17 protein-coding genes and 2 pseudogenes are annotated in these 21,270 nt (G+C 56.3%); 10 read left to right on the top strand and 9 right to left on the bottom strand.

The features are described from left to right. Positions 1–26: 26 nt before the first annotated feature. From xylH to xylF, 3 genes are all read right to left on the bottom strand, one after another. Complete coding sequence (xylH, locus tag ACZ6J2_RS18530) at positions 27–1,208, bottom strand: xylose ABC transporter permease XylH (protein WP_039261156.1); 1,182 nt, start codon at positions 1,206–1,208, stop codon at positions 27–29. Further along, positions 1,186–2,727 carry a xylose ABC transporter ATP-binding protein gene (locus ACZ6J2_RS18525; RefSeq protein ID WP_471726399.1) on the bottom strand — a complete coding sequence of 514 codons (1,542 nt, stop codon included), beginning with the start codon at positions 2,725–2,727 and terminating at the stop codon, positions 1,186–1,188. Before ACZ6J2_RS18525 ends, xylH begins: the two co-directional genes overlap by 23 nt. Positions 2,728–2,799: 72 nt before the next feature. Then, a complete protein-coding gene (gene xylF, locus ACZ6J2_RS18520) occupies positions 2,800–3,792 on the bottom strand; it encodes a D-xylose ABC transporter substrate-binding protein (RefSeq protein ID WP_032650791.1) in 993 nt (330 codons plus the stop codon). A 371-nt stretch (positions 3,793–4,163) separates the two neighbouring features. Between xylF and xylA the strand changes: the two genes are divergently transcribed. From xylA to ACZ6J2_RS18500, 4 genes are all read left to right on the top strand, one after another. Further along, a complete protein-coding gene (gene xylA, locus ACZ6J2_RS18515) occupies positions 4,164–5,486 on the top strand; it encodes a xylose isomerase (RefSeq protein ID WP_087823749.1) in 1,323 nt (440 codons plus the stop codon). A gap of 72 nt (positions 5,487–5,558) precedes the next feature. Next, on the top strand, positions 5,559–7,010 hold the full coding sequence (gene xylB / locus ACZ6J2_RS18510; protein WP_471726398.1) for a xylulokinase: 1,452 nt from the start codon (positions 5,559–5,561) through the stop codon (positions 7,008–7,010). A 103-nt stretch (positions 7,011–7,113) separates the two neighbouring features. Further along, positions 7,114–7,653 carry an isochorismatase family protein gene (locus ACZ6J2_RS18505; RefSeq protein WP_116343054.1) on the top strand — a complete coding sequence of 180 codons (540 nt, stop codon included), beginning with the start codon at positions 7,114–7,116 and terminating at the stop codon, positions 7,651–7,653. Then, positions 7,653–8,573: a GlxA family transcriptional regulator gene (locus ACZ6J2_RS18500; RefSeq protein ID WP_471726397.1), complete on the top strand. Its 921-nt coding sequence runs from the start codon at positions 7,653–7,655 to the stop codon at positions 8,571–8,573. Before ACZ6J2_RS18505 ends, ACZ6J2_RS18500 begins: the two co-directional genes overlap by 1 nt. Here the strand turns inward: ACZ6J2_RS18500 and ACZ6J2_RS18495 are convergent. Next, positions 8,566–9,561 (bottom strand): acyltransferase, encoded by a 996-nt coding sequence (locus ACZ6J2_RS18495; protein WP_447783275.1) that lies wholly within the window; start codon positions 9,559–9,561, stop codon positions 8,566–8,568. The genes ACZ6J2_RS18500 and ACZ6J2_RS18495 overlap by 8 nt on opposite strands. 183 nt (positions 9,562–9,744) lie before the next feature. Between ACZ6J2_RS18495 and ACZ6J2_RS18490 the strand changes: the two genes are divergently transcribed. The 3 genes and pseudogenes from ACZ6J2_RS18490 to glyS all read left to right on the top strand — a co-directional run bounded on the left by ACZ6J2_RS18490 (position 9,745) and on the right by glyS (position 13,200). Next, the gene (locus tag ACZ6J2_RS18490; protein WP_029740978.1) at positions 9,745–10,050 is read left to right on the top strand and encodes a YsaB family lipoprotein; all 306 of its coding nucleotides are present in this window, start codon (positions 9,745–9,747) and stop codon (positions 10,048–10,050) included. Between the two features lie 161 nt (positions 10,051–10,211). Next, positions 10,212–11,123 (top strand): glycine--tRNA ligase subunit alpha, encoded by a 912-nt coding sequence (gene glyQ, locus ACZ6J2_RS18485; RefSeq protein WP_471726396.1) that lies wholly within the window; start codon positions 10,212–10,214, stop codon positions 11,121–11,123. 9 nt (positions 11,124–11,132) lie between these two features. Continuing rightward, positions 11,133–13,200 (top strand): annotated as a pseudogene (gene glyS, locus ACZ6J2_RS18480) (glycine--tRNA ligase subunit beta). A gap of 92 nt (positions 13,201–13,292) precedes the next feature. Here the strand turns inward: glyS and ACZ6J2_RS18475 are convergent. Continuing rightward, positions 13,293–13,730, bottom strand: a complete 438-nt coding sequence (locus tag ACZ6J2_RS18475) for a hypothetical protein (RefSeq protein WP_087823727.1) — start codon at positions 13,728–13,730, stop codon at positions 13,293–13,295. Positions 13,731–14,448: 718 nt separating this feature from the next. Here ACZ6J2_RS18475 and ACZ6J2_RS18470 point away from each other — a divergent pair. Continuing rightward, a complete protein-coding gene (locus ACZ6J2_RS18470; protein WP_471726395.1) occupies positions 14,449–16,068 on the top strand; it encodes an ABC-F family ATP-binding cassette domain-containing protein in 1,620 nt (539 codons plus the stop codon). A 39-nt stretch (positions 16,069–16,107) separates the two neighbouring features. On the opposite strand, the gene ACZ6J2_RS18465 is transcribed toward ACZ6J2_RS18470, so the two are convergent. After that, entirely contained in the window at positions 16,108–16,395 is a 288-nt protein-coding gene (locus tag ACZ6J2_RS18465) for an HTH-type transcriptional regulator (RefSeq protein ID WP_029740975.1), read from the bottom strand. Positions 16,396–16,726: 331 nt separating this feature from the next. Between ACZ6J2_RS18465 and ACZ6J2_RS18460 the strand changes: the two are divergent. Both ACZ6J2_RS18460 and cspE read left to right on the top strand, forming a co-directional pair. Further along, positions 16,727–17,436: pseudogene (locus ACZ6J2_RS18460) on the top strand (DUF3053 domain-containing protein). Between the two features lie 246 nt (positions 17,437–17,682). Then, positions 17,683–17,895, top strand: coding sequence for a transcription antiterminator/RNA stability regulator CspE (gene cspE / locus ACZ6J2_RS18455; protein ID WP_003860775.1), 213 nt, complete (start codon positions 17,683–17,685; stop codon positions 17,893–17,895). A 58-nt stretch (positions 17,896–17,953) separates the two neighbouring features. Here cspE and ghrB read toward each other — a convergent pair whose 3' ends face one another. From ghrB to ACZ6J2_RS18440, 3 genes are all read right to left on the bottom strand, one after another. Beyond that, positions 17,954–18,928, bottom strand: coding sequence for a glyoxylate/hydroxypyruvate reductase GhrB (ghrB, locus tag ACZ6J2_RS18450; RefSeq protein WP_063439009.1), 975 nt, complete (start codon positions 18,926–18,928; stop codon positions 17,954–17,956). A 26-nt stretch (positions 18,929–18,954) separates the two neighbouring features. Beyond that, positions 18,955–20,235, bottom strand: a complete 1,281-nt coding sequence (locus ACZ6J2_RS18445; RefSeq protein ID WP_023309951.1) for an MFS transporter — start codon at positions 20,233–20,235, stop codon at positions 18,955–18,957. Between the two features lie 94 nt (positions 20,236–20,329). Further along, positions 20,330–21,268 (bottom strand): sugar kinase, encoded by a 939-nt coding sequence (locus ACZ6J2_RS18440; RefSeq protein ID WP_471726394.1) that lies wholly within the window; start codon positions 21,266–21,268, stop codon positions 20,330–20,332. Positions 21,269–21,270: the final 2 nt, after the last annotated feature.

Here is a 21,270-nt window from a genome sequence, read left to right as displayed (position 1 = left end):
TTCCCAATTAAGTCACAATACGGTTATCAGGCCCGTCGCTTGGTGGCCGAGTCCATCCAGACTGCCAGTAAAAGAATGGCCCCCTTGACGATATACTGCCAAAACGTCGGGACGTCCATCATACTCATCCCGTTATCCAACGACGCCATGATAAATGCCCCCATGACCGCGCCCGCCACGCTCCCGATACCCCCTGCGAGGCTGGTGCCGCCAATGACGCAGGCGGCGATAGCATCCAGCTCGGCGATGTTACCGGCGGAGGGCGAGCCGGCGCCCAGACGCGAGCTGAGGATCAACCCGGCGATAGCGACCATCAGGCCGTTAATGGCGAAAACCGCCAGCTTGGTACGTTCGACATTGATACCCGAGAGGCGGGCAGCTTCAAGGTTGCCGCCAATGGCATAAATACGGCGGCCAAACGCGGTGCGCGTCGCCATAAACATACCGGCCAGCAGTAAAAGCGCCAGCAGCAGGACGGGGGTCGGGACTCCGCGATAGTCGTTTAAAAGCCAGATGGCGCCCAGCACAATGACCGCCGTGAGCGCCTGACGCCCCACCACCGACGTTGACGCTGGAGAAGCCAGCCCCAGCGCCTGACGACGCATGCGTCCACGCCACTGCCACGCGACAAACCCCAGCAACCCCACCACACCGAGGGTAAAGCCCACGCTATCTGAGAGGTAACTCTGGCCAATCTGCGACATGGCTGCACTGGTCGGGGAGACGGTGGTGCCGTTAGTGATGCCAATTAAGATCCCGCGAAAGGCCAGCATCCCCGCCAGGGTGACAATGAACGATGGCACCTTACGGTAGGCAACCCACCAGCCGTTCCAGGCTCCCAGTACCAGACCCAGCACCAGCGTGACCGCCACGGTCAGCGGCAGCGGCCAGCCGAGCCAGACGTCAAAAATCGCCGCCACGCCGCCGAGTAGGCCCATCATCGACCCGACCGACAGGTCGATCTCCGCGGAGATAATCACGAACACCATGCCCACGGCCAGAATACCGGTGATGGCGGTCTGGCGGAGCAGGTTAGAGACGTTACGCGCGCTTAAGTACGAGCCATCGGTCATCCAGGTAAAGAACAGCATGATGACGATAATGGCCGCGATCATCACGAAAACCTGCAGGTTAAGCGCTTTTAGGCCCGCGAATGCACCGGGCGTCGGAACAGCGACTTTGATATCAGACGGATTGCTTTTCGACATGACGTTCGCTCCTTAAAGCGGCTTCCATCACCTGCTCCTGCGTCAGGTTCTGGTTAATCAGGTTGGCTTTCAGTTTTCCCTCGTGCATGACCAGCACGCGGTCGCTCAGGCCGAGCACTTCGGGTAATTCAGACGAAATTACAATGACGGCAATCCCTTGCTGTACAAGCTGATTAATCAGTTTGTAGATTTCATATTTGGCACCGATATCAATCCCGCGCGTTGGCTCATCAAGGATTAATATGCGTGGATTGAGAAGCAGGCAGCGCGCCAGAATCGCCTTCTGCTGGTTTCCCCCGCTCAGGCGGCCTATCGCCAGCTCCGGCGAGGAGGTTTTGACCTTCAGCCGGGCAAGCGACTGGAGGATGCACTGCTGCTCGGCGGCATCGTCCAGGCTGCTCAGCGCGCCGGAGAACCGATCGAGTGCCGCAAGCGTAATGTTTTTACCCACCGCCATCACCGGTACGATGCCGTCTTTCTTACGATCTTCCGGCACCATGGCAATGCCGTGGGCAATCGCCTGCTGGCAGTTATCGATTTTCACCGGCTGGCCGTCGATATAAACCGTGCCCTCCCAGCGCCCCGGCCACACGCCAAACAGGCACTGTACGGCTTCGGTGCGTCCGGCACCGACGAGGCCGGCAATCCCAAGAATTTCACCGCTGTGAAGAGAAAACGAGACGTTATTGACGCGCTTGATGTGGCGGTTAACGGGGTGCCACGCGGTCAGGTTTTCCACGCGCAGCACTTCACCGCCCCTGGCGTGAGGCTCATTCGGGTAGAGCGCCGTCAGCTCGCGGCCCACCATCATGGTGATGATGTCATCTTCACTCATGCCTGCGGCTTCACGCGTGCCGATGTGCTGCCCGTCGCGGATCACGCAGATGGTGTCCGAAATGGCTTTGACCTCGTTCAGCTTGTGCGAAATGTAGATACAGGCGATGCCGTGGTTTTGCAGATCGCGGATGATGTTGAGCAGAACTGCGGTTTCCTGTTCGGTGAGCGAGGCCGTGGGCTCATCAAGGATCAGCAGCCTGACCTGTTTATTAAGCGCTTTCGCTATTTCGACCAGCTGCTGTTGCCCGAGGCCCAGATCCCCCACGCGGGTATCCGGTGAAATGTTGAGGCTCACCTGCGCCAGCAGCTTTTCGCAGCGGAGCGTCATGGTGTCGTAATCCAGCACGCCGCGGTGGGAAATTTCGGCCCCGAGGAAAATGTTCTCCAGCACGGTGAGATGCTTCACCAGCGCCAGCTCCTGGTGAATGATGGCGATGCCTTTGCGCTCGGTATCGCGGATGTGTGTCGCCTGGATCACTTCGCCGGCAAAGACGATTTCGCCTTCGTAGCTGCCGTGTGGGTAGATCCCGCACAGCACTTTCATCAGCGTCGACTTGCCCGAACCGTTCTCGCCGCACAGCGAAACCACTTCGCCGGGGTTCAACCGGAGGCTGACGTTGTCGACGGCTTTCACCGTGCCGAAGCGCTTGGTGATGCTTTTCATTTCAAGTAAATAGGGCATAACCGCTCCACATAACCCGAGGGAAGAACAGTACAACGTGATGCGCCCCCGCAGAGCAGGGGCCGCGCCGGATTACAGTTCGCTCTTCTTGTGGAAACCGTCTTTAACCACGGTGGCGTCAATGTTCTCTTTATTGACTTCAATCGGCGTGAGCAGGCGAGCCGGAACGTCTTTCAGGCCGTTATTCAGCGTTGCGTCTGCTTTAGGTTGTTTGCCATTGCCCAGCTCCACGGCGATTTCCGCCGCCGTATTGGCCAGCTGGGTAATCGGTTTGTAGACCGTCATGGTTTGGGTGCCTGCGATAATGCGTTTTACGCCAGCCAGATCGGCATCCTGTCCTGAAATGGCGACTTTTCCGGCCAGCCCCTGTGCGCTCAGGGCCTGGATAGCACCGCCTGCAGTGGCATCGTTGGAGGCCACAACCGCATCAATTTTGTTGTTGTTGGCCGTCAGCGCGTTTTCCATAATTTTCAGCGCGTTTTCTGGCAGCCAGCCGTCGGCCCACTGATCGCCAACCACTTTAATTTTCCCGTTGTCAATGTACGGCTTAAGGACTTTCATTTGCCCTTCGCGGAACAGTTTGGCGTTGTTATCTACCGGAGAGCCGCCCATCAGGAAATAATTGCCCTGAGGCACTTTGTCGATCAGGCTTTGCGCCTGTAATTCCCCGACTTTTTCATTGTCGAATGAAATATAATAATCAATATCCGCATTATTAATCATGCGGTCATAGGCCAGGACTTTTATGCCTTCCTGTTTGGCTTCTTTCACCACGTTACTTAATACCTGGCCGTTATAGGGGATAATGACCAGAACATCGACGCCACGGTTGATCATATTCTCGATCTGCGACATTTGTGTTTCTTCGTTGCCGTTAGCCGACTGAACAAACACGCTGGCGCCGAGGGATTCTGCTTTCTTCACAAAAATATCGCGATCTTTTTGCCAGCGCTCCAGGCGCAGGTCGTCAATTGCCATGCCAATTTTGACCTCTTTGGCATGTCCTGCAAAGCTTGCAAGGAGAAGCGTAGTGCAGAGCGTTAGAGTCAGGTTCTTTATCTTCATAATTATTAGGCCTTTTTGTAGGGGTATGTGTTGCTGAGATAAAAGAAACATTCACTGCTGAGACGCAGCAAATTTTTAACGCGGAAAGGCGGGCTGGCAATTACAGATTTTTATCTTCTCATTATGATATTTGGTTTATTTCTGAATTTATGACCGCGATCGGATTTTAAAATACGTAACGTCTTAATTACATTTGATTCTGGAATACGCGCCGAAAAATAGTTTGTCTGCGCATTATTTTGCGAGCCAGCGCACAGTTGTGCATTCTCTCAATAGCAGTGTGAAATAACGTAATTGAGCAACCCAAAATGTCTATTCACTATTACTCCTGTATCAACGACTCGCCGCATACCCTGATTATGGAGCTCAATATGCAAGCTTATTTCGACCAACTCGATCGTGTTCGTTACGAAGGCCCAAAAACGACCAATCCTTTAGCATTTCGTCACTACAACCCGGATGAGCTGGTGCTGGGTAAGCGCATGGAAGATCATCTGCGCTTTGCCGCCTGTTACTGGCATACCTTCTGCTGGAACGGCGCCGATATGTTCGGCGTGGGTTCCTTTGACCGCCCGTGGCAGCAGCCGGGTGAGGCCATTGAGCTGGCAAAGCGCAAAGCCGATGTGGCATTTGAGTTCTTCCACAAGCTAAACGTGCCGTACTACTGCTTCCATGACGTGGACGTGTCGCCGGAAGGGGCGTCGCTGAAAGAGTATCTGAACAATTTTGCGCAGATGGTGGATGTACTGGCGGCGAAACAGCAGCAAAGCGGCGTGAAGCTGCTCTGGGGCACGGCAAACTGCTTCACCAACCCACGCTACGGTGCGGGCGCGGCAACCAATCCGGATCCGGAAGTGTTTAGCTGGGCAGCCACGCAGGTGGTGACGGCAATGAACGCTACGCATCAGCTGGGTGGCGAGAACTATGTCCTGTGGGGTGGCCGTGAAGGTTATGAAACGCTGCTGAACACCGACCTGCGTCAGGAGCGCGAGCAGATTGGCCGCTTTATGCAGATGGTTGTCGACCATAAGCACAAAATCGGCTTCCGCGGCACGCTGCTGATCGAGCCGAAACCGCAGGAACCGACCAAGCATCAGTATGACTACGACGTGGCGACGGTGTATGGCTTCCTGAAGCAGTTCGGTCTGGAAAAAGAGATCAAAGTGAACATTGAGGCCAACCACGCCACGCTGGCGGGCCACTCTTTCCATCACGAGATCGCGTCTGCCATTGCGCTGGGCATTTTCGGCTCTGTCGATGCGAACCGTGGCGATGCACAGCTGGGCTGGGACACCGATCAGTTCCCGAACAGCGTGGAAGAGAATGCCCTGGTGATGTACGAGATCGTCAAAGCGGGCGGTTTCACCACCGGCGGCCTGAACTTTGACGCCAAGGTGCGTCGTCAGAGCACCGACAAATACGATCTGTTCTACGGCCACATTGGCGCGATGGACACCATGGCGCTGGCGCTGAAAGTGGCGGCTCGTATGATTGAAGACGGCGAGCTGGATAAACGCGTAGCGAAGCGTTACAGCGGCTGGAACAGTGAGCTGGGCCAGCAAATCTTGAAAGGTCAGTTATCGCTGGCGGAAATTGCGAAGTACGCTGAACAACAGCAGCTGGCGCCGCAGCACCAGAGCGGGCACCAGGAACTGCTGGAAAATCTCGTAAACCACTATCTGTTTGATAAGTGATTGAGCTGAAGATGCACGTAGGCCCGGTAAGCGTTAGCGCCACCGGGCATTTCTGTTAAAGGAGTCACCGTAATGTATATCGGGATCGATCTTGGCACATCGGGTGTGAAAGCTATCCTGTTGAGCGAGCAGGGCGACGTGTTAGCAACGCAGACGGAAACGCTGCAGGTTTCACGTCCGCATTCGCTGTGGTCGGAACAGGATCCGGAACAGTGGTGGCAGGCGACGGATCGCGCAATCAAAGCCTTAGGTGAGCAGCACAGCCTGCGCGATGTGAAAGCGCTGGGGATTGCCGGACAAATGCACGGCGCTACGCTGCTCGATAGCCAGCATCGTGTGTTGCGTCCTGCGATCCTCTGGAACGATGGCCGCTGTGCGGAAGAGTGTGCGCTTCTTGAGGAACGCGTACCCAAGTCCCGCGAGATTACCGGCAACCTGATGATGCCCGGCTTTACTGCGCCCAAATTGCTGTGGGTGCAGCGCCATGAACCGGAGATTTTCCGTCAGGTGGCGAAAGTCCTGCTGCCGAAAGACTATCTGCGTTTTCGCATGACGGGCGATTTCGCCAGCGACATGTCCGATGCCGCGGGCACCATGTGGCTCGACGTGGCGAAGCGCGACTGGAGCGAGGCGATGCTGGATGCCTGCCATCTGACCCGGGAACATATGCCCGCGCTGTACGAAGGCTGTGAGGTGACAGGCGCGCTGCTGCCAGCCGTTGCTGAACGCTGGAATATGCCTGCCGTACCGGTGGTGGCCGGGGGCGGCGATAACGCGGCGGGCGCTGTCGGTGTCGGGATGGTTGAGGCGGGCCAGGCAATGCTGTCGCTGGGAACGTCCGGCGTCTATTTTGCCGTCAGCGACGGATATCGCAGCAACCCTGAAAGCGCTGTGCACAGTTTCTGTCATGCCCTTCCGGAATGGCATTTGATGTCGGTGATGCTCAGCGCGGCATCCTGCCTGGACTGGGCGGCAAAACTTACCGGCATGGCCGACGTTCCGGCGCTCATTTCCGCAGCCCAGCAGGCGGATGACGCTGCGGGTACCGTCTGGTTTTTACCGTATCTTTCCGGCGAGCGTACGCCGCACAACAACCCGGAAGCGAAAGGGGTGTTCTTTGGCTTAACCCATCAACATGGCCCGGCAGAACTGGCGCGTGCGGTTCTGGAAGGCGTGGGCTATGCGCTGGCCGACGGGATGGATGTGGTGCACGACTGCGGCCTGAAACCGACGAGCGTCACCCTGATTGGCGGCGGTGCGCGAAGCCCTTACTGGCGACAGATGCTGTCGGATATCAGTGGATTGCAGCTGGATTTTCGCACCGGGGGGGATGTCGGCCCCGCGCTGGGTGCTGCACGACTGGCGCAGATCGCCATGAACCCGGAAAAACCGCTTTCACAGCTGTTGCCGCAGCTTACGCTTGAGCAGGCGTATTTCCCGGACGCTGTACGCCATGCGCGGTACACGGAAAGGCGCGACGTGTTCCGCAAAATCTATCAGCAGCTGCTGCCGCTTATGTCTTAAATACGCTTGTCCGGAAGAGGCACGAGGATGTCCTTTTTTGGTCTGTGCGTGCCTTCCATTCCTTGCCAGTATGGTGTTACACCCACTGGCAAGGAGATTTATCATGTCACGCATCGCATTAATCAACATTGACACTCAGCAGTCCTTCCATCAGCGCAATTACTGGCAGGAGGACGAAATTCCTGCCTTTCAGCAGGCGATGCTGGGGCTGATTGAAGGCTGCCAGGCGCGCAATATTCCGGTCGTTGATATTTTTCACGTTGATGAAGACGGTCCATTTACCCTGGAAAGCGGCTATGTCAAACCGATGGCCTTTTTGCGTCATCAGCCGGATGTGGTTTTCCAGAAACACGTTCATAATGCCTTCACGGATACCGGGCTTGACCGCTGGCTGCGCGAGCGTGATATCAACAGTGTGATTATCTGCGGCATTCGCACTGAACAATGCTGTGAAACCACCGCCCGTGTGGCATCCGATCTGGGGTATGCTGTGACCTTTGTGAGCGAGGCAACGCTGACGTTTCCCATGACCTACAAGGGCATTACCCTTAGCGCAGCGGAAATTCGCCACCGTACCGAAACGGTACTGTCCGGGCGTTTTGCCGAAATTAAAACGGTAGCGGAGACGCTGGAGTCACTGTAATGCCCATCGACGTCTGGTTCGTGATGTTGCCCGGGGTGCTGTCATTAGACATGACCGGCCCGGCAGAGACCTTTGTGCTGGCAGGCGACGCGTTTCGCCTGCATTACATTGGCCCGCAATCTGAGGTTCCGACGTCCATTGGCCTGACGATGAGCGGCATTCAGCCGCTGCCGGAGCGTCTGCCGGAAGGCAGCCTGCTGGTGCTGCCGGGGGTGAGCGACTCCCGCAGTCAGTTCTCAACGCCACAGGCGCAGCAGATGCAGCACTGGCTGATGCGTCTGCAGCCGCAGATCCAGCGCCAGGCAATCACCGTGATGTGCGTCTGTTCAGGGGCCTTACTGGCGGCGAAATCGGGCCTGCTGAACAACCGACAGTGCACGACCCATCATGACGTTATTAGTCGTTTACGCATCGCGGCCTCCACGGCGACGATTAAAGAAAACCGTATCTTTGTGCAGGATGAGAATATCTGGACCAGCGCGGGGATCACGTCAGGCATCGATCTGGCGCTGCACATGATTAACCGCCTGTGCGGCCCCGAAAAGGCGCTGACCGTAGCGCGTGAAATGGTGGTCTGGTTCCGCCGTTCCGGTGACGATCCCCAGCTATCTCCGTGGCTACGCTATCGCAATCATCTTCATCCGGCGATTCATCGGGCGCAGGATGCGCTTACCGCCGAGCCGCAAAAAACGTGGACCTTGCCTGACATTGCTGCACTGGCCCACGTCAGCCCGCGTCACCTCACCCGGCTTTTCCAGTCACATTTAGGGATTAGCGTTCGCGATTATCTTGAGCAGCTGCGTCTGGCGGTGGCGGAGCAGTGGCTATTGCAGGGGCGCGGCGTGGAGCAGGCTTCACTGGCGGCAGGATTTTCCTCCCCGCGCCAGTACCATCGCGCCCGGCAGCGAAGCATTAGCTGACGAAGCGGCGAACGTCTATTTTTTGCAGCAGCATCGACAGCAGCAGGCTGATCGCCAGCGTGGCGGCAAAAATCCAGACCATATCCAGCACCGGCCAGCTTTTTAGCTCAACGCCTCTCGTGCGCAGCGCGTGGATCACCAGCGCGTGAAAACCGTAAATCCCGAGAGAGTGCCGCGAGATAAGGCTCAGCACGGGAAGGGCGCGCGCGTTCAGGGTATTTTTGGCAAGCGTGAGCAGCGAAACGGCACAGATAAAGACCATCGGCCCGCAATACAGATACCAGGTATCGGCAAAATTGCCGCGCCACTGCAGCTCGTGCAGCGTCCCGCGTGAAATCACCGCCACGCCAGCGATAAACAGCGCCCCGCAGAGCCAGTTCAGACCGCGTTTTTGCGTGTCCATCATCCCGATGGCGCGCCCCAGCATGCCGTAAAGCACGTAGTAGAAAGTATCGCCGTTGATATAGAGATTGACCGGCAGCCACTCAAATCCGTCGATTTTCTGTGAGAGAGTATTTGGGTTGGCGACAATGCCAATAACCACCATCAGGGCCAGAAGCATTTTACCGCTGACGTTTTTTACCTGGATGAGCGGGGAGACCAGATAGATAACGATAATGGCGAAGAAGAACCACAGGTGGTAGAACACCGGTTTTTGCAGCACGTATTTCAGCGAAAGCCCGGCGTTAATGGAGGTGAACAGCGTGATATAGAGCAGGGCAACTGCGCTGTAGAACCCCAGGCAGGCCGCGATACGGATGAAGTGGCGCGGCTGCGCGCTACGCTCGCCAAAAAAGAGAAAGCCGGAAATCATAAAGAACAGCGGCACGCTGACGCGTGACGCAGAGTTGAGAATATTGGCGATATCCCAGTTAACGGGGCTGATGCTGTGGGCATTCGTGACGTACCAGGTCGTCGTGTGGATCATGACCACCATCAGACACGCTATTCCTCGCAGGTTATCAATCCAGTTAATTTTTGACTGCATCAGTTCCTCGTATTCCCTGTAAATTGAGTGTGACTGCCATTGTCCAAAAGTCTTCGCTTGGAAAATTCTGAGTTTTATTCAGCATGCTTGTAGGGAGGCCGCGAGATTCGCAGAATGCCGGACCTTAATCTATAAAAGCTTTGATACTAAAAATAACAGCCACTGACCAGGGCGGTAATAAAAATGATGATGAAGCGTGTGGCGTCACTCTTTCTGCTGGTGATCCTGGCGGGATGCAGCGCGCCGCAAGAAGCACCTGTGCAAAAAGCGCAGCAGGGTAAAATGAGCCCGGAACGTTCACTGGATATGGAAGCGCTCTGTAAAGATCGGGCCGCTCGCCGCTATAACTCGGACGTGCAGAAAATTGATGTCACCGGGTTTGAGCGTTTTCAGGGAAGCTATGAGCTGCGGGGGCATACGTCGCGCAAAGAGGGCTTTGTCTGCTCGTTTGATGCGGACGGTCAGTTTTTACACCTCTCCATGCGCTAGCCTGCTCGTATAATCAGCAGCCAGACGCCGTCAGCGTTCTGGCCGGAAGGCTTATTTCCCCAATTTTCCCTAAACAACCCCGTTTCGTACTGTATATCTTGCAGCCAGCGGGTATACTGGTCCCTTCCATTTAAAACCACACGTATCCAGCACGAAATACTATGCAAAAGTTTGATACCAAGACCTTCCAGGGCCTGATTCTGACCTTACAGGATTACTGGGCTCGTCAGGGCTGTACCATTGTTCAACCTTTGGACATGGAAGTCGGCGCCGGCACTTCACACCCGATGACCAGCCTGCGCGCGTTGGGGCCAGAGCCAATGGCGACCGCGTATGTGCAGCCTTCCCGTCGTCCGACCGATGGTCGTTACGGTGAGAACCCGAACCGTCTGCAGCATTACTATCAGTTCCAGGTGGTGATTAAGCCATCACCAGACAACATTCAGGAACTGTACCTCGGGTCGCTGAAAGAGCTGGGTATGGATCCAACCATCCACGACATCCGTTTCGTGGAAGATAACTGGGAAAACCCAACGCTGGGTGCCTGGGGTCTGGGTTGGGAAGTGTGGCTGAACGGCATGGAAGTGACCCAGTTCACTTACTTCCAGCAGGTGGGTGGTCTGGAATGTAAGCCGATCACCGGTGAAATCACCTACGGTCTGGAACGTCTGGCGATGTACATTCAGGGCGTAGACAGCGTTTACGACCTGGTCTGGAGCGACGGCCCGCTGGGTAAAACCACCTACGGCGACGTGTTCCATCAGAACGAAGTGGAGCAATCCACCTATAACTTCGAATACGCGGACGTGGACTTCCTGTTCACCTGCTTCGAGCAGTACGAGAAAGAAGCGCAGCAGCTGCTGGCGCTGGAGACTCCGCTGCCTCTGCCTGCCTACGAGCGTATTCTGAAGGCCGCCCACAGCTTCAACCTGCTGGACGCCCGCAAAGCCATCTCCGTGACTGAACGTCAGCGCTACATTCTGCGTATTCGTACCCTGACCAAAGCCGTTGCAGAAGCTTACTATGCGTCCCGTGAAGCCCTTGGCTTCCCGATGTGCAACCGAACTAAATAAGAGGCGGCCATGTCTGAGAAAACTTTCCTGGTGGAAATCGGCACCGAAGAGCTGCCACCAAAAGCCCTGCGCAGCCTGGCTGAATCTTTCGCTGCGAACGTGACCGCCGAGCTGGATAACGCTGGCCTGGCACACGGTAAAATTGAGTGGTTTGCCGCACCTCGGCGTCTGGCGCTGAAAGTGGCGAATCTGGCGGCGTCACAGCCGGATCGCGAAGTCGAAAAACGTGGCCCGGCGATTGCCCAGGCGTTTGACGCGGAAGGCAAGCCGAGCAAAGCGGCTGAAGGCTGGGCGCGCGGCTGCGGCATCACCGTCGATCAGGCCGAGCGTCTGACCACGGATAAAGGCGAGTGGCTGCTGTACCGTGCGCACGTGAAAGGCGAAAGCGCGGAAGCGCTGCTGCCGGACATGATTGCCACGTCTCTGGCAAAGCTGCCGATTCCTAAGCTGATGCGCTGGGGCGCGTCCGACGTGCACTTCGTGCGTCCGGTTCACACCGTGACCCTGTTGCTGGGCGATACCGTTATCCCGGCTACCATTCTGGGCGTGGCGTCCGATCGCGTGATCCGCGGCCACCGCTTTATGGGCGAGCCTGAGTTCACCATCGACAATGCCGACCAGTATCCGCAGATCCTGCTGGAGCGCGGTAAGGTCATTGCCGACTACGAGCAGCGTAAAGCCAAAATTAAAGCGGACGCTGAAGAAGCGGCGCGCCAGATTGGCGGTAACGCCGACCTGAGCGAAAGCCTGCTGGAAGAAGTGACCTCTCTGGTTGAATGGCCGGTTGTGCTGACCGCGAAGTTCGAAGAGAAATTCCTGGCCGTTCCGGCTGAAGCGCTGGTGTACACCATGAAGGGTGACCAGAAGTACTTCCCGGTCTATGCCAACGACGGCAAGCTGCTGCCAAACTTCATCTTCGTGGCAAACATCGAATCGAAAGATCCGATCCAGATTATCTCCGGTAACGAGAAAGTCGTTCGTCCGCGTCTGGCGGATGCAGAGTTCTTCTTCAACACCGACCGTAAAAAGCGTCTGGAAGATAACCTGCCGCGCCTGCAGACCGTGCTGTTCCAGCAGCAGCTGGGCACGCTGCGCGACAAGACCGACCGCATTGCGGAGCTGTCCGGCTGGATTGCCCGTGAAATCGGTGCAGATGTGAACCACGCGACGCGTGCAGGCCTGCTGTCCAAGTGCGACCTGATGACCAACATGGTGTTCGAATTCACCGACACCCAGGGCGTGATGGGCATGCACTACGCGCGTCACGATGGCGAAGCGGAAGACGTAGCCGTTGCCCTGAACGAGCAGTATCAGCCGCGCTTTGCGGGTGACGAACTGCCGTCCAACCCGGTTGCATGTGCCGTCGCAATTGCCGATAAGATGGACACCCTGGCGGGTATCTTCGGTATCGGCCAGCATCCGAAAGGCGATAAAGACCCGTTTGCGCTGCGTCGTGCTGCGCTGGGCGTGCTGCGTATCATCGTTGAGAAGAACCTGAACCTCGATCTGCAGACCCTGACCGAAGAAGCGGTGCGTCTGTACGGCGACAAGCTGACCAACGCGAACGTTGTGGATGATGTGATCGACTTTATGCTCGGTCGTTTCCGCGCGTGGTATCAGGACGAAGGTTACACCGTTGACACCATTCAGGCGGTGCTGGCGCGTCGTCCGACCCGTCCGGCTGATTTCGATGCGCGTATGAAGGCGGTTTCCCACTTCCGTACGCTGGAAGCGGCATCTGCCCTGCGCGGCCAACAAGCGTGTATCCAACATTCTGGCGAAATCCGACGAGACGCTGAACGAGCGCGTGAACGCCGCAACCCTGAAAGAGCCGGAAGAGATCGCTCTGGCGATGCAGGTTGTGGTGCTGCGCGACAAGCTCGAGCCTTACTTCGCGGAAGGTCGCTACCAGGAAGCTCTGGTGGAGCTGGCTGAGCTGCGTGACGTGATCGACGCCTTCTTCGAGAAAGTGATGGTGAACGTAGAAGATAAAGAACTGCGTATTAACCGTCTCTCTATGCTCGAGAAACTTCGCGAGCTGTTCCTGCGCGTAGCGGATATTTCGCTGCTGCAGTGATGTGCCGTTGTTACAAATGCTAAAAACCCGCTTCGGCGGGTTTTTTTATGGGGCTTTTCTGAGCAGGGTAAGCGGAGCGTCATCCGGCAGGTTTAGCCGATCGCGATTGTGCCTTCGTCCGTCTGCAGCCAGCGCGGTGCCTTCAGCTTATCGGCAAAGTAGCTGACCAGTTCGCACAGCAAATCTTCCATCACGATTTCAGATTGTCGCGGCAGTGAGCCGTTCATCAGCATCTGCGTTATCTCCTGACAGTAGCGCCCCAGCTGATCGCATTCGGGTTCGAAAGCCGGAACGCATGACGGGAGTTCCTTCACGGTCAGGCTGGCTTTTAAAGCGTCCGGAACAGGATCCAGAAGCGTGGGTTGCAGAAGATTCAGACAGGCATAAAGTCTGCCGTAAAGGGCCATTTTTGGGGCGGGTTCTTCGCAATCGACCAGTGCGTCGGTAAAACGTTCGCAGTTATCCGCCAGTTCGGTGAAGTCGGTGGCGTGGTTGAAGGGCAGGGTGATTAAAGAGTTAATCAATGACATAAAATAACCTCAGTGAGTGGTATATCTTCCGCCACGGGAGGTTCCAGGCTCGCTGGTGGCGGAACCGAACAAGGTTGGAACGACTGGCCTCACTGACACCAGCGCGCTTTGCAGCGCCCCTGTCCGGCCCGCCATTGAGATGCAACAGGCCGTACGACACAGAGCCTGTGTCGCCAGTGAAGTGATTCAGGGTTCCAATCCCGGCACCTGATTTTGCAGGTGCGAAGAGAACTTACTGCTCATCAAAACAGGCGGCAACAGTTTTGAGCTATGTCGCTGAGGATATTACCATTTCTGGAAAGAGGCTCGCAAAATTACCGTAATGAGAAGCATACTGCGGGTAGAGGTTTTACAGCGACGCCATGGCGGTGGCGATTGAGCCGCCCTGGCACGTTCACAGGCCATGTCGTTACAGAGTAGCAAGGAACAACCCCCACAGCCGTATGTTCCCCCTCACCCCAGCCCTCTCCTTCAAGGGAGAGGGGGCCGTCTGTGCAGACAATATTTGGTGGGGATCCCTCAGCCCAAAGGGGGAGGGAGTATAAGTCGATCAAAATTTAACCTTGAAACCTTCAACACATTACCGCTATCCTTATCCCGTTAACTTTCTCGCGCTGGAGTACCCCCCAAAAATGAACAAACACGACTGATGAATTTCGATCCTTGCTAAACGCCACCGCGTCGGCAGGGGATGTTTTGATTTCATTCAGGAGTGCTTATGGCTCATTTTGCGCAGTCCCCTTCTTTTATTTTGCATCAGGTCACCTGTCAGTTTCCGACGGGCGATACCCTTTTTGGTCCGCTAAATCTCACGCTTGAACCCTCCCTGTGCGCGCTGGTTGGCCGCAACGGCAGCGGGAAAACGCGTCTGCTGCGTCTGCTGGCGGGGCTGGACGAACCGGCTTCCGGTCATATTGAACGCTTTGGCTCGCATGCCTGGGTGGCGCAGCAGCACCTCATTTCGCCGCAGACGACGCTTGCTGAACTGCTCGGGTATGACGCGATTTTTACGGCGCGTAAGCGCATCGACAGCGGCGATTACCAGCCTGACGATCTGGAGCTGCTTGACGGCCACTGGGATGTTGCCGAGCGCCTGAGCGAGGCGTTTATCAATGCGCAGCTCCCACCGTTTGATCCGGATAAACCCGCCGGCGAACTCAGCGGCGGCGAGCGCATTCGCGCCCTGCTGTGCGGGGCGTTTACGGCTGAGGCGGATTTCATGCTGCTGGACGAGCCCACTAACCATCTGGACCGACAGGGCCGGGCGTGGTTCTACGACCAGCTCCACCGTTTTCAGGGCGGCGTGCTGGTAGCCTCCCATGACCGCGAACTTCTGGAGCAGGTGCCGCGTATTCTTGAGCTGAGCGCCTCGGGCCTGCGCAGCTACGGCGGGAATTATGCGGATTATCAAACCCAGCGCGATGCCGAACAGCAGGCGGCCCGCGCGGCGCTGGAACATGCTGCAACCGAGCGCAAACGCACTCGGGCACGCATGCAAAAAGAGCATGATGACAGCCAGCGGCGTTCGGCAAAGACATTGCGCACCGTTGATACCCTGAATATCGCGTCGTTCGAGCGGGTCAAATATAAAGGCGCGGCAAAGGAGCGGATTGGCTCCTGGAAAAAACAGCACAGTGAGCAAAATGAAGCCCTGAACGCCGCGGTAAACAAGGCGCGTGAACGCGTTGAAGAAGATAACCCGGTGATGTTAACCCTGCCGGGGAGTCAGATCCCGGAGGGGAAGCAGGTGCTGGTGCTGGAGGATCTGGAGCTGCCGTATGTGCCTGTTCCTCCGCTCAACTTGCGGATGGACGGACCGATGCGCGTGGCGTTAAAGGGACCGAACGGCTGCGGAAAATCGACGCTGTTAAAAACCATCCTCGGCGAGATTGCCCCCCGTTCGGGTACCTGTAAGGTTTTCGTCAGCTGCGCTTATCTCGACCAGCATCTTTCCCGGCTCGATCTTTCGCAGTCGGTCATGACGCATCTCAATCTGAGTCATACGCCTCTGGAAGAGGGGGGATTGCGAACCCGTCTGGCGCAGCTTCAACTGGGTGCCGACAAAGTGACGCTCCCGCTTGCGGAGCTTAGCGGCGGCGAGCGTCTTAAGGCCGCTCTGGCCTGCGTGCTGTGGCGCGCGGAGGCCACGCAGCTTCTGCTGCTGGATGAACCGACCAACCATCTGGATTTGGCCTCGGTCGAGGCCATTGAAGCGGCGCTGGCCAGTTTCCCCGGGGCTCTGCTGGTGGTATCACACGATGAGGCTTTTCTAAGAGGCTTAACGTTAACGCATGAATGGGTGTGGGAAGAGGCGGGCTGGCGTTGCGAGAGCCTTTAAAACACAAGCCCCCGCAGAGGCGGGGGCATTCAATCTTCACTACGCTATCTGTTTGCTGAGTGCAGGGTTGGCCTGAATCAGGCGCATCAGCCTTAACTCGGTTGGGGTGGGTTTCTCACGTTTTGACTCCCACTCCTGCACCATAGCCACGCTGACACCCATCGCTCTGGCGAATTCTTCCGTTTTCAGTCCTGTCCCTTTGCGCAATTGCTCATATTCTGTAAAGGGATTGGATTTTTGTTGCAGGGTAATCGCCTGCGGTACGTCTTTAAAAATGATCTGTTCCAGACTGCTCAGCAGTTCAAACTCAGGATCTTTATATTCCATTGAGGACTCCTCTTAAATCTCACATCGTGATCAAGAACATCAGAGAGCCAGTTAAGAATAGTCCCTAATACGAACCCAGGATCGTCACGGGTGTGATTAATCGTGCGATAACGATCGCTTTACCCGATTCAGCGATATGGATAGTTATGCTAATTACCTGATTAGTCATATGTCGGCTTCGGCAGGTATTTTTTTGTAAATGGTAAGAAATAAATCGGCAATAGCCGTTTTGCATGAAAAGAGTATCTTGCAAGGCTGACCTGGACTATCCTTGTCAGCGTCGGGCACGCGTGTGCCGGTGTGCGCTTTTTTGGGTGAAAGGAGTAATAAAATGGCGACAGGAAAGTCCTGCTCTCGCTGGTTTGCGCCTATTGCGGCGTTGTTGATGGTTGTTAGCCTGAGTGGGTGTTTTGATAAAGAAGGCGATCAGCGCAAAGCGTTTATCGATTTTCTGCAGAATACAGTGATGCGCAGCGGCGAGCGGTTGCCGACGCTGACTGCGGATCAGAAAAAACAGTTTGGCCCCTTCGTGTCCGATTACGCCATTCTTTATGGTTATTCACAGCAGGTGAGCCAGGCGATGGATTCCGGTATCCGCCCGGTAGTGGATAGCGTGAACGCCATTCGCGTTCCGCAGGATTATATGACGCAGCGTGAACCGCTTCGCCAGTCCAACGGTGCGCTTGGCGTACTGAGCCAGCAGTTGCAGAATGCGAAAATGCAGGCTGACGCTTCACGTTCTGCGCTGAAGCAGGGCGACGATCTCAAACCTGTCTTCGACAAAGTGTATGAGAAAGTGGTGACGAAACCGTCTGAAGCGCTGCAACCGCTGATTCCGGCCGCGCAAATCTTCACGCAGCAGCTGGTTCAGGTGGGCGACTTTATTGCCCAGCAGGATACTCAGGTGAGCTTTGTTGCCAACGGCATTCAGTTCCCGACCTCGCAGCAGGCAAGCCAGTACAATACGCTGATTGGGCCGCTGGCCTCCCAGCATCAGCCTTTAGCCAGGCCTGGAGTGCCGCCGTCACGGCCACAGAATAAACCGAAAAACCCGCGCCTGGCGGGGTTTTTTTTATGCTTATCGAAAATAACGCTTGTCATTCTTCTACCACATCGGTATAACTATCCCCGTCGGTTTGTTACACAGACCTAAAGCAGTTTAGTAAAGCAGTCCAGATTGTTATCCATAGATACCCTTCGTTGTGACCCTTCCTTCATCGCTTAAAAATCTGTAACGCAATCCATCAAGCCGGAAGGCTCAATATATTTGTTAATAAGGTAATTTCTATGTCTGCTAAAATGACTGGTCTGGTAAAATGGTTCAACGCTGATAAAGGTTTCGGCTTCATCACTCCTGACGATGGCTCTAAAGACGTGTTCGTACACTTCTCTGCTATCCAGAACGATGGCTACAAATCTCTGGATGAAGGTCAGAAAGTTTCCTTCACCATCGAAAGCGGCGCTAAAGGCCCAGCAGCTGGTAACGTTGTAAGCCTGTAAGCTTCCAACCCAGTAGCACAAAATTCAAAAACCCGCCTTCTGGCGGGTTTTTTCGTTTCTATCGTTGCACCTGCGGGTTCACGCAGTTTATCTCCACCTTTCCGCTTAGGGCGGCGATAAGGTTATCGACCGCAGTGGCCGCCATGTTGTAGCGCGTCTCATGGGTGGCTGAGCCGATGTGGGGCAGGGCGACGACGTTTGGCATTGCCAGCAGCGGGGAATCAACCGGCAGCGGCTCCTGTTCAAACACGTCCAGACCTGCGGCATGGATCTCACCGTTCTGCAGAGCTTCAATCAGCGCCTTCTCATCCACCACCGGGCCGCGACCCGCGTTGATGAAAATGGCGGATTTCTTCATTTTTTCAAATGCGGATTTGCCAATCAGATGACGCGTTTCGTCCGTCAGCGGCAGAACCAGACAAACAAAGTCGGCTTCCTCCAGCAGGGTATCCAGCTCGCAGTAACGGGCGTTGAAGCGTTCTTCGGCTTCACTGTGATGGCGACGCGCGTTATACAGAATCGGCATGTTAAAACCAAAATGCGCGCGCTGCGCCAGTGCCAGCCCGATACGCCCCATGCCAACAATGCCCAGTGTTTTGCCGTTAACGTCCACGCCGAACCAGTCCGGTCCAATGCTTTTTGTCCATTCGCCCGCTTTGACGCGCTCGGCTACTTCCACCACGCGACGTGCCGTGGTGAGTACCAGCGCCATCAGCGTATCGGCCACGGTTTCCGTCAGGGCATGTGGCGTATGCATCAGCAGGATCTTGCGGGCGTTAAGGGCATCCACATCGAAATTGTCGTAACCCACGGAAACGGTAGAGGTAGCACGAAGCTTCGGCATTTTCTCCAGCAGGGCGACATCCACTTTCTCGCTTGAACCCAGCAGGCCTTCGGCGCTGGCGAACGCTTCGGCGTGCTGCGCCACGGTTTCCGGGCTCAGGTTCCTCACCTGCGTGACGGTGAAGTGTTCTTCAAGGCGTTTCTGCAGATCTTCCGGCAGTGCTTTGTATAAAATGACGGACGGCTTCATGCTAATCTCCGTTGATTTTTAAGGATTCAGGCGTGGCGTGCGCCGACAGGGTGTTGTTGATTATTAGCAGGCTTAACAATCAGAGTAAGCCACACGGAGGCGAAAAGCGCCACCCCCATAAAGATGTACGATGCGGACGGGCTGCCGGTGGCACCGTTCAGGTAGCCGACGAACCATGAGCCGCAGAACGACCCCAGCGCACCCATGCTGTTAATCAGCGCCATCGCGCCACCCGCCACGTTACGCGGCAGCATTTCCGGGATGATGGCAAAGAATGGACCATACGGGGCATACATGGCTGCACCGGCGACCACCAGCAGGGTATAAGAGGCCCAGAAGTGATTTGCACCCACTGCCCACGAGCCGATAAAGGCAAAAGCAGCGATCAGCAGCAGCGGCCAGACAAACAATTTTCGGTTCTGCAGCTTGTCCGACGCCCAGGAGACGACGATCATGGCGATGGTCGCGGCCAGGTACGGTACGGAAGAGAGCCAGCCCACTTCTACCATGCCGAGGTTCTCGCCGCCGCTGCGGATAATCGACGGCAGCCACAGCACAAAGCCGTACACGCCAATGCTCCAGGTAAAGTACTGCGCGCAGAGCAGGATCACGTTACGCGAGCGGAAGGCTTCACCGTAGTTGCGTACCGCCTTCAGACCTTGCTGTTCTTTATCCAGCTGCGCCTGCAGCGCCGCTTTTTCGTCTTCGGAAAGCCATTTCGCCTGGGCAGGTTTATCTTTTACCAGCACCCACCAGCAGAATGCCCAGATCACTGCCGGCACCCCTTCGATAATAAACATCTCGCGCCAGCCGAAGGACTGGATCAGGTAGCCAGACACCACCGACATCCACAGTACCGTGACCGGGTTACCGAGGATCAGGAAGGTATTCGCGCGCGAGCGTTCAGATTTGGTAAACCAGTTGCTGATGTAGATCAGCATCGCCGGCATGACCGCCGCCTCAACGACGCCGAGGATAAAGCGAATGGCGGCCAGGGCAGGAATATTGTTCACCACGCCGGTCAGTGACGCGCAGGCGCCCCACAGGATCAGGCAGACGAAAATAAGCTTACGCACGCTGCGGCGTTCCGCATAAATCGCGCCAGGGATCTGGAAGAAGAAGTAGCCCAGGAAGAAAAGGGCACCCAGCAGGGAGGAGATACCTTTGGTGATGCCAAGGTCCTCTGTGATCCCCGCCGCGGACGCGAAGCTGAAGTTGGCACGGTCAAGGTACGCCAGGCTGTACGTGATAAACACGATTGGCATGATGTACCACCAGCGTTTTACTGCATTGGTCGAACTGTTCATAGGCTTGCCTCTGTTGTTGAGGTTGTTACCGCCGTTGTCTGTAGGGTACACGGTGGCTTAATTATTTGGGCCCTCTCCCTGTGGGAGAGGGTATTTAAACGCCGAGCTCTGCTCGCGTGGGTAATCCTTCGCTGTCGCCCTGCACCTGAATGGCCAGCGAGCCAATCTTGTTGCCCCGCGCGACGGCCTGCTGCAGCGTTTTGCCTTCCAGCAGGGCGCTAATCACGCCCACGGCAAAACCGTCGCCCGCGCCGACGGTGTCGACCACGTTCTCAACCTTGACCGCCGCGACCGCGCCCTGTTGGCCGTCGGCCGTCTTAAACCATGCGCCATCGGCGCCGGTCTTCAGCACCACCGCTTTTACCCCTTTATTCAGGTAGAAATCGGCAATGCCTTCCGGCGTATTTTCACCCGTCAGGATCATCCCTTCTTTCAGGCCCGGCAGAACCCAGTCCGCTCTGAACGCAAGACGGTTGAGCTTCTCGACCATTTCCGCTTCGCTTTTCCACAGCACCGGGCGCAGGTTCGGATCGAAAGAGATCGTTTTTCCCTGGGCTTTGAGAGTGGCTGCTGCATGATCCAGGAGTTCATACGAGCTGGCAGACAGCGCTGCCGCCACGCCGCTCAGGTGAAGGTGGCGCGCGGAGGCGAAATAGTCGGCGTGGAAATCCGCGACAGAGAGGTGGCTGGCGGCCGATCCCTTACGGAAATACTCCACGATGGGATCGGTTCCATTTTCGACCTTAGATTTAAGCTGAAAGCCGGTAGGGAAGCGTCCATCAAGGGTAACGCCTGCGGCATCAATACCCTCTTTTTTCAGCGAGTCGAGGACGAAATGGCCAAAGCTGTCGTCCCCCACGCGGCTGACCCAGCCGACGTTCAGGCCAAGGCGCGCCAGGCCGGTCGCGACGTTCAGCTCTGCGCCTGCCACGCGTTTGATAAAGTGCTCTACCGCGCTCAGTTCGCCCGTTTCAGTGGCGACAAACATCGCCATGGCTTCGCCGATCGTGATGACATCCAGCGTCTTGTGCATGA

It is taken from the genome of Enterobacter sp. E14S (assembly GCF_055666685.1).
This window is presented reverse-complemented; position numbering and strand designations above follow the sequence as displayed.

What these genes read in the sequence shown, in the direction of transcription:
- xylH (WP_039261156.1), bottom strand. Translation starts at nt 1,208, where the DNA reads ATGTCGAAAAGCAATCCGTCTGATATCAAAGTCGCTGTTCCGACGCCC.
- ACZ6J2_RS18525 (WP_471726399.1), bottom strand. Translation starts at nt 2,727, where the DNA reads ATGCCCTATTTACTTGAAATGAAAAGCATCACCAAGCGCTTCGGCACG.
- xylF (WP_032650791.1), bottom strand. Translation starts at nt 3,792, where the DNA reads ATGAAGATAAAGAACCTGACTCTAACGCTCTGCACTACGCTTCTCCTT.
- xylA (WP_087823749.1), top strand. Translation starts at nt 4,164, where the DNA reads ATGCAAGCTTATTTCGACCAACTCGATCGTGTTCGTTACGAAGGCCCA.
- xylB (WP_471726398.1), top strand. Translation starts at nt 5,559, where the DNA reads ATGTATATCGGGATCGATCTTGGCACATCGGGTGTGAAAGCTATCCTG.
- ACZ6J2_RS18505 (WP_116343054.1), top strand. Translation starts at nt 7,114, where the DNA reads ATGTCACGCATCGCATTAATCAACATTGACACTCAGCAGTCCTTCCAT.
- ACZ6J2_RS18500 (WP_471726397.1), top strand. Translation starts at nt 7,653, where the DNA reads ATGCCCATCGACGTCTGGTTCGTGATGTTGCCCGGGGTGCTGTCATTA.
- ACZ6J2_RS18495 (WP_447783275.1), bottom strand. Translation starts at nt 9,561, where the DNA reads ATGCAGTCAAAAATTAACTGGATTGATAACCTGCGAGGAATAGCGTGT.
- ACZ6J2_RS18490 (WP_029740978.1), top strand. Translation starts at nt 9,745, where the DNA reads ATGATGATGAAGCGTGTGGCGTCACTCTTTCTGCTGGTGATCCTGGCG.
- glyQ (WP_471726396.1), top strand. Translation starts at nt 10,212, where the DNA reads ATGCAAAAGTTTGATACCAAGACCTTCCAGGGCCTGATTCTGACCTTA.
- ACZ6J2_RS18475 (WP_087823727.1), bottom strand. Translation starts at nt 13,730, where the DNA reads ATGTCATTGATTAACTCTTTAATCACCCTGCCCTTCAACCACGCCACC.
- ACZ6J2_RS18470 (WP_471726395.1), top strand. Translation starts at nt 14,449, where the DNA reads ATGGCTCATTTTGCGCAGTCCCCTTCTTTTATTTTGCATCAGGTCACC.
- ACZ6J2_RS18465 (WP_029740975.1), bottom strand. Translation starts at nt 16,395, where the DNA reads ATGGAATATAAAGATCCTGAGTTTGAACTGCTGAGCAGTCTGGAACAG.
- cspE (WP_003860775.1), top strand. Translation starts at nt 17,683, where the DNA reads ATGTCTGCTAAAATGACTGGTCTGGTAAAATGGTTCAACGCTGATAAA.
- ghrB (WP_063439009.1), bottom strand. Translation starts at nt 18,928, where the DNA reads ATGAAGCCGTCCGTCATTTTATACAAAGCACTGCCGGAAGATCTGCAG.
- ACZ6J2_RS18445 (WP_023309951.1), bottom strand. Translation starts at nt 20,235, where the DNA reads ATGAACAGTTCGACCAATGCAGTAAAACGCTGGTGGTACATCATGCCA.
- ACZ6J2_RS18440 (WP_471726394.1), bottom strand. Translation starts at nt 21,268, where the DNA reads ATGCACAAGACGCTGGATGTCATCACGATCGGCGAAGCCATGGCGATG.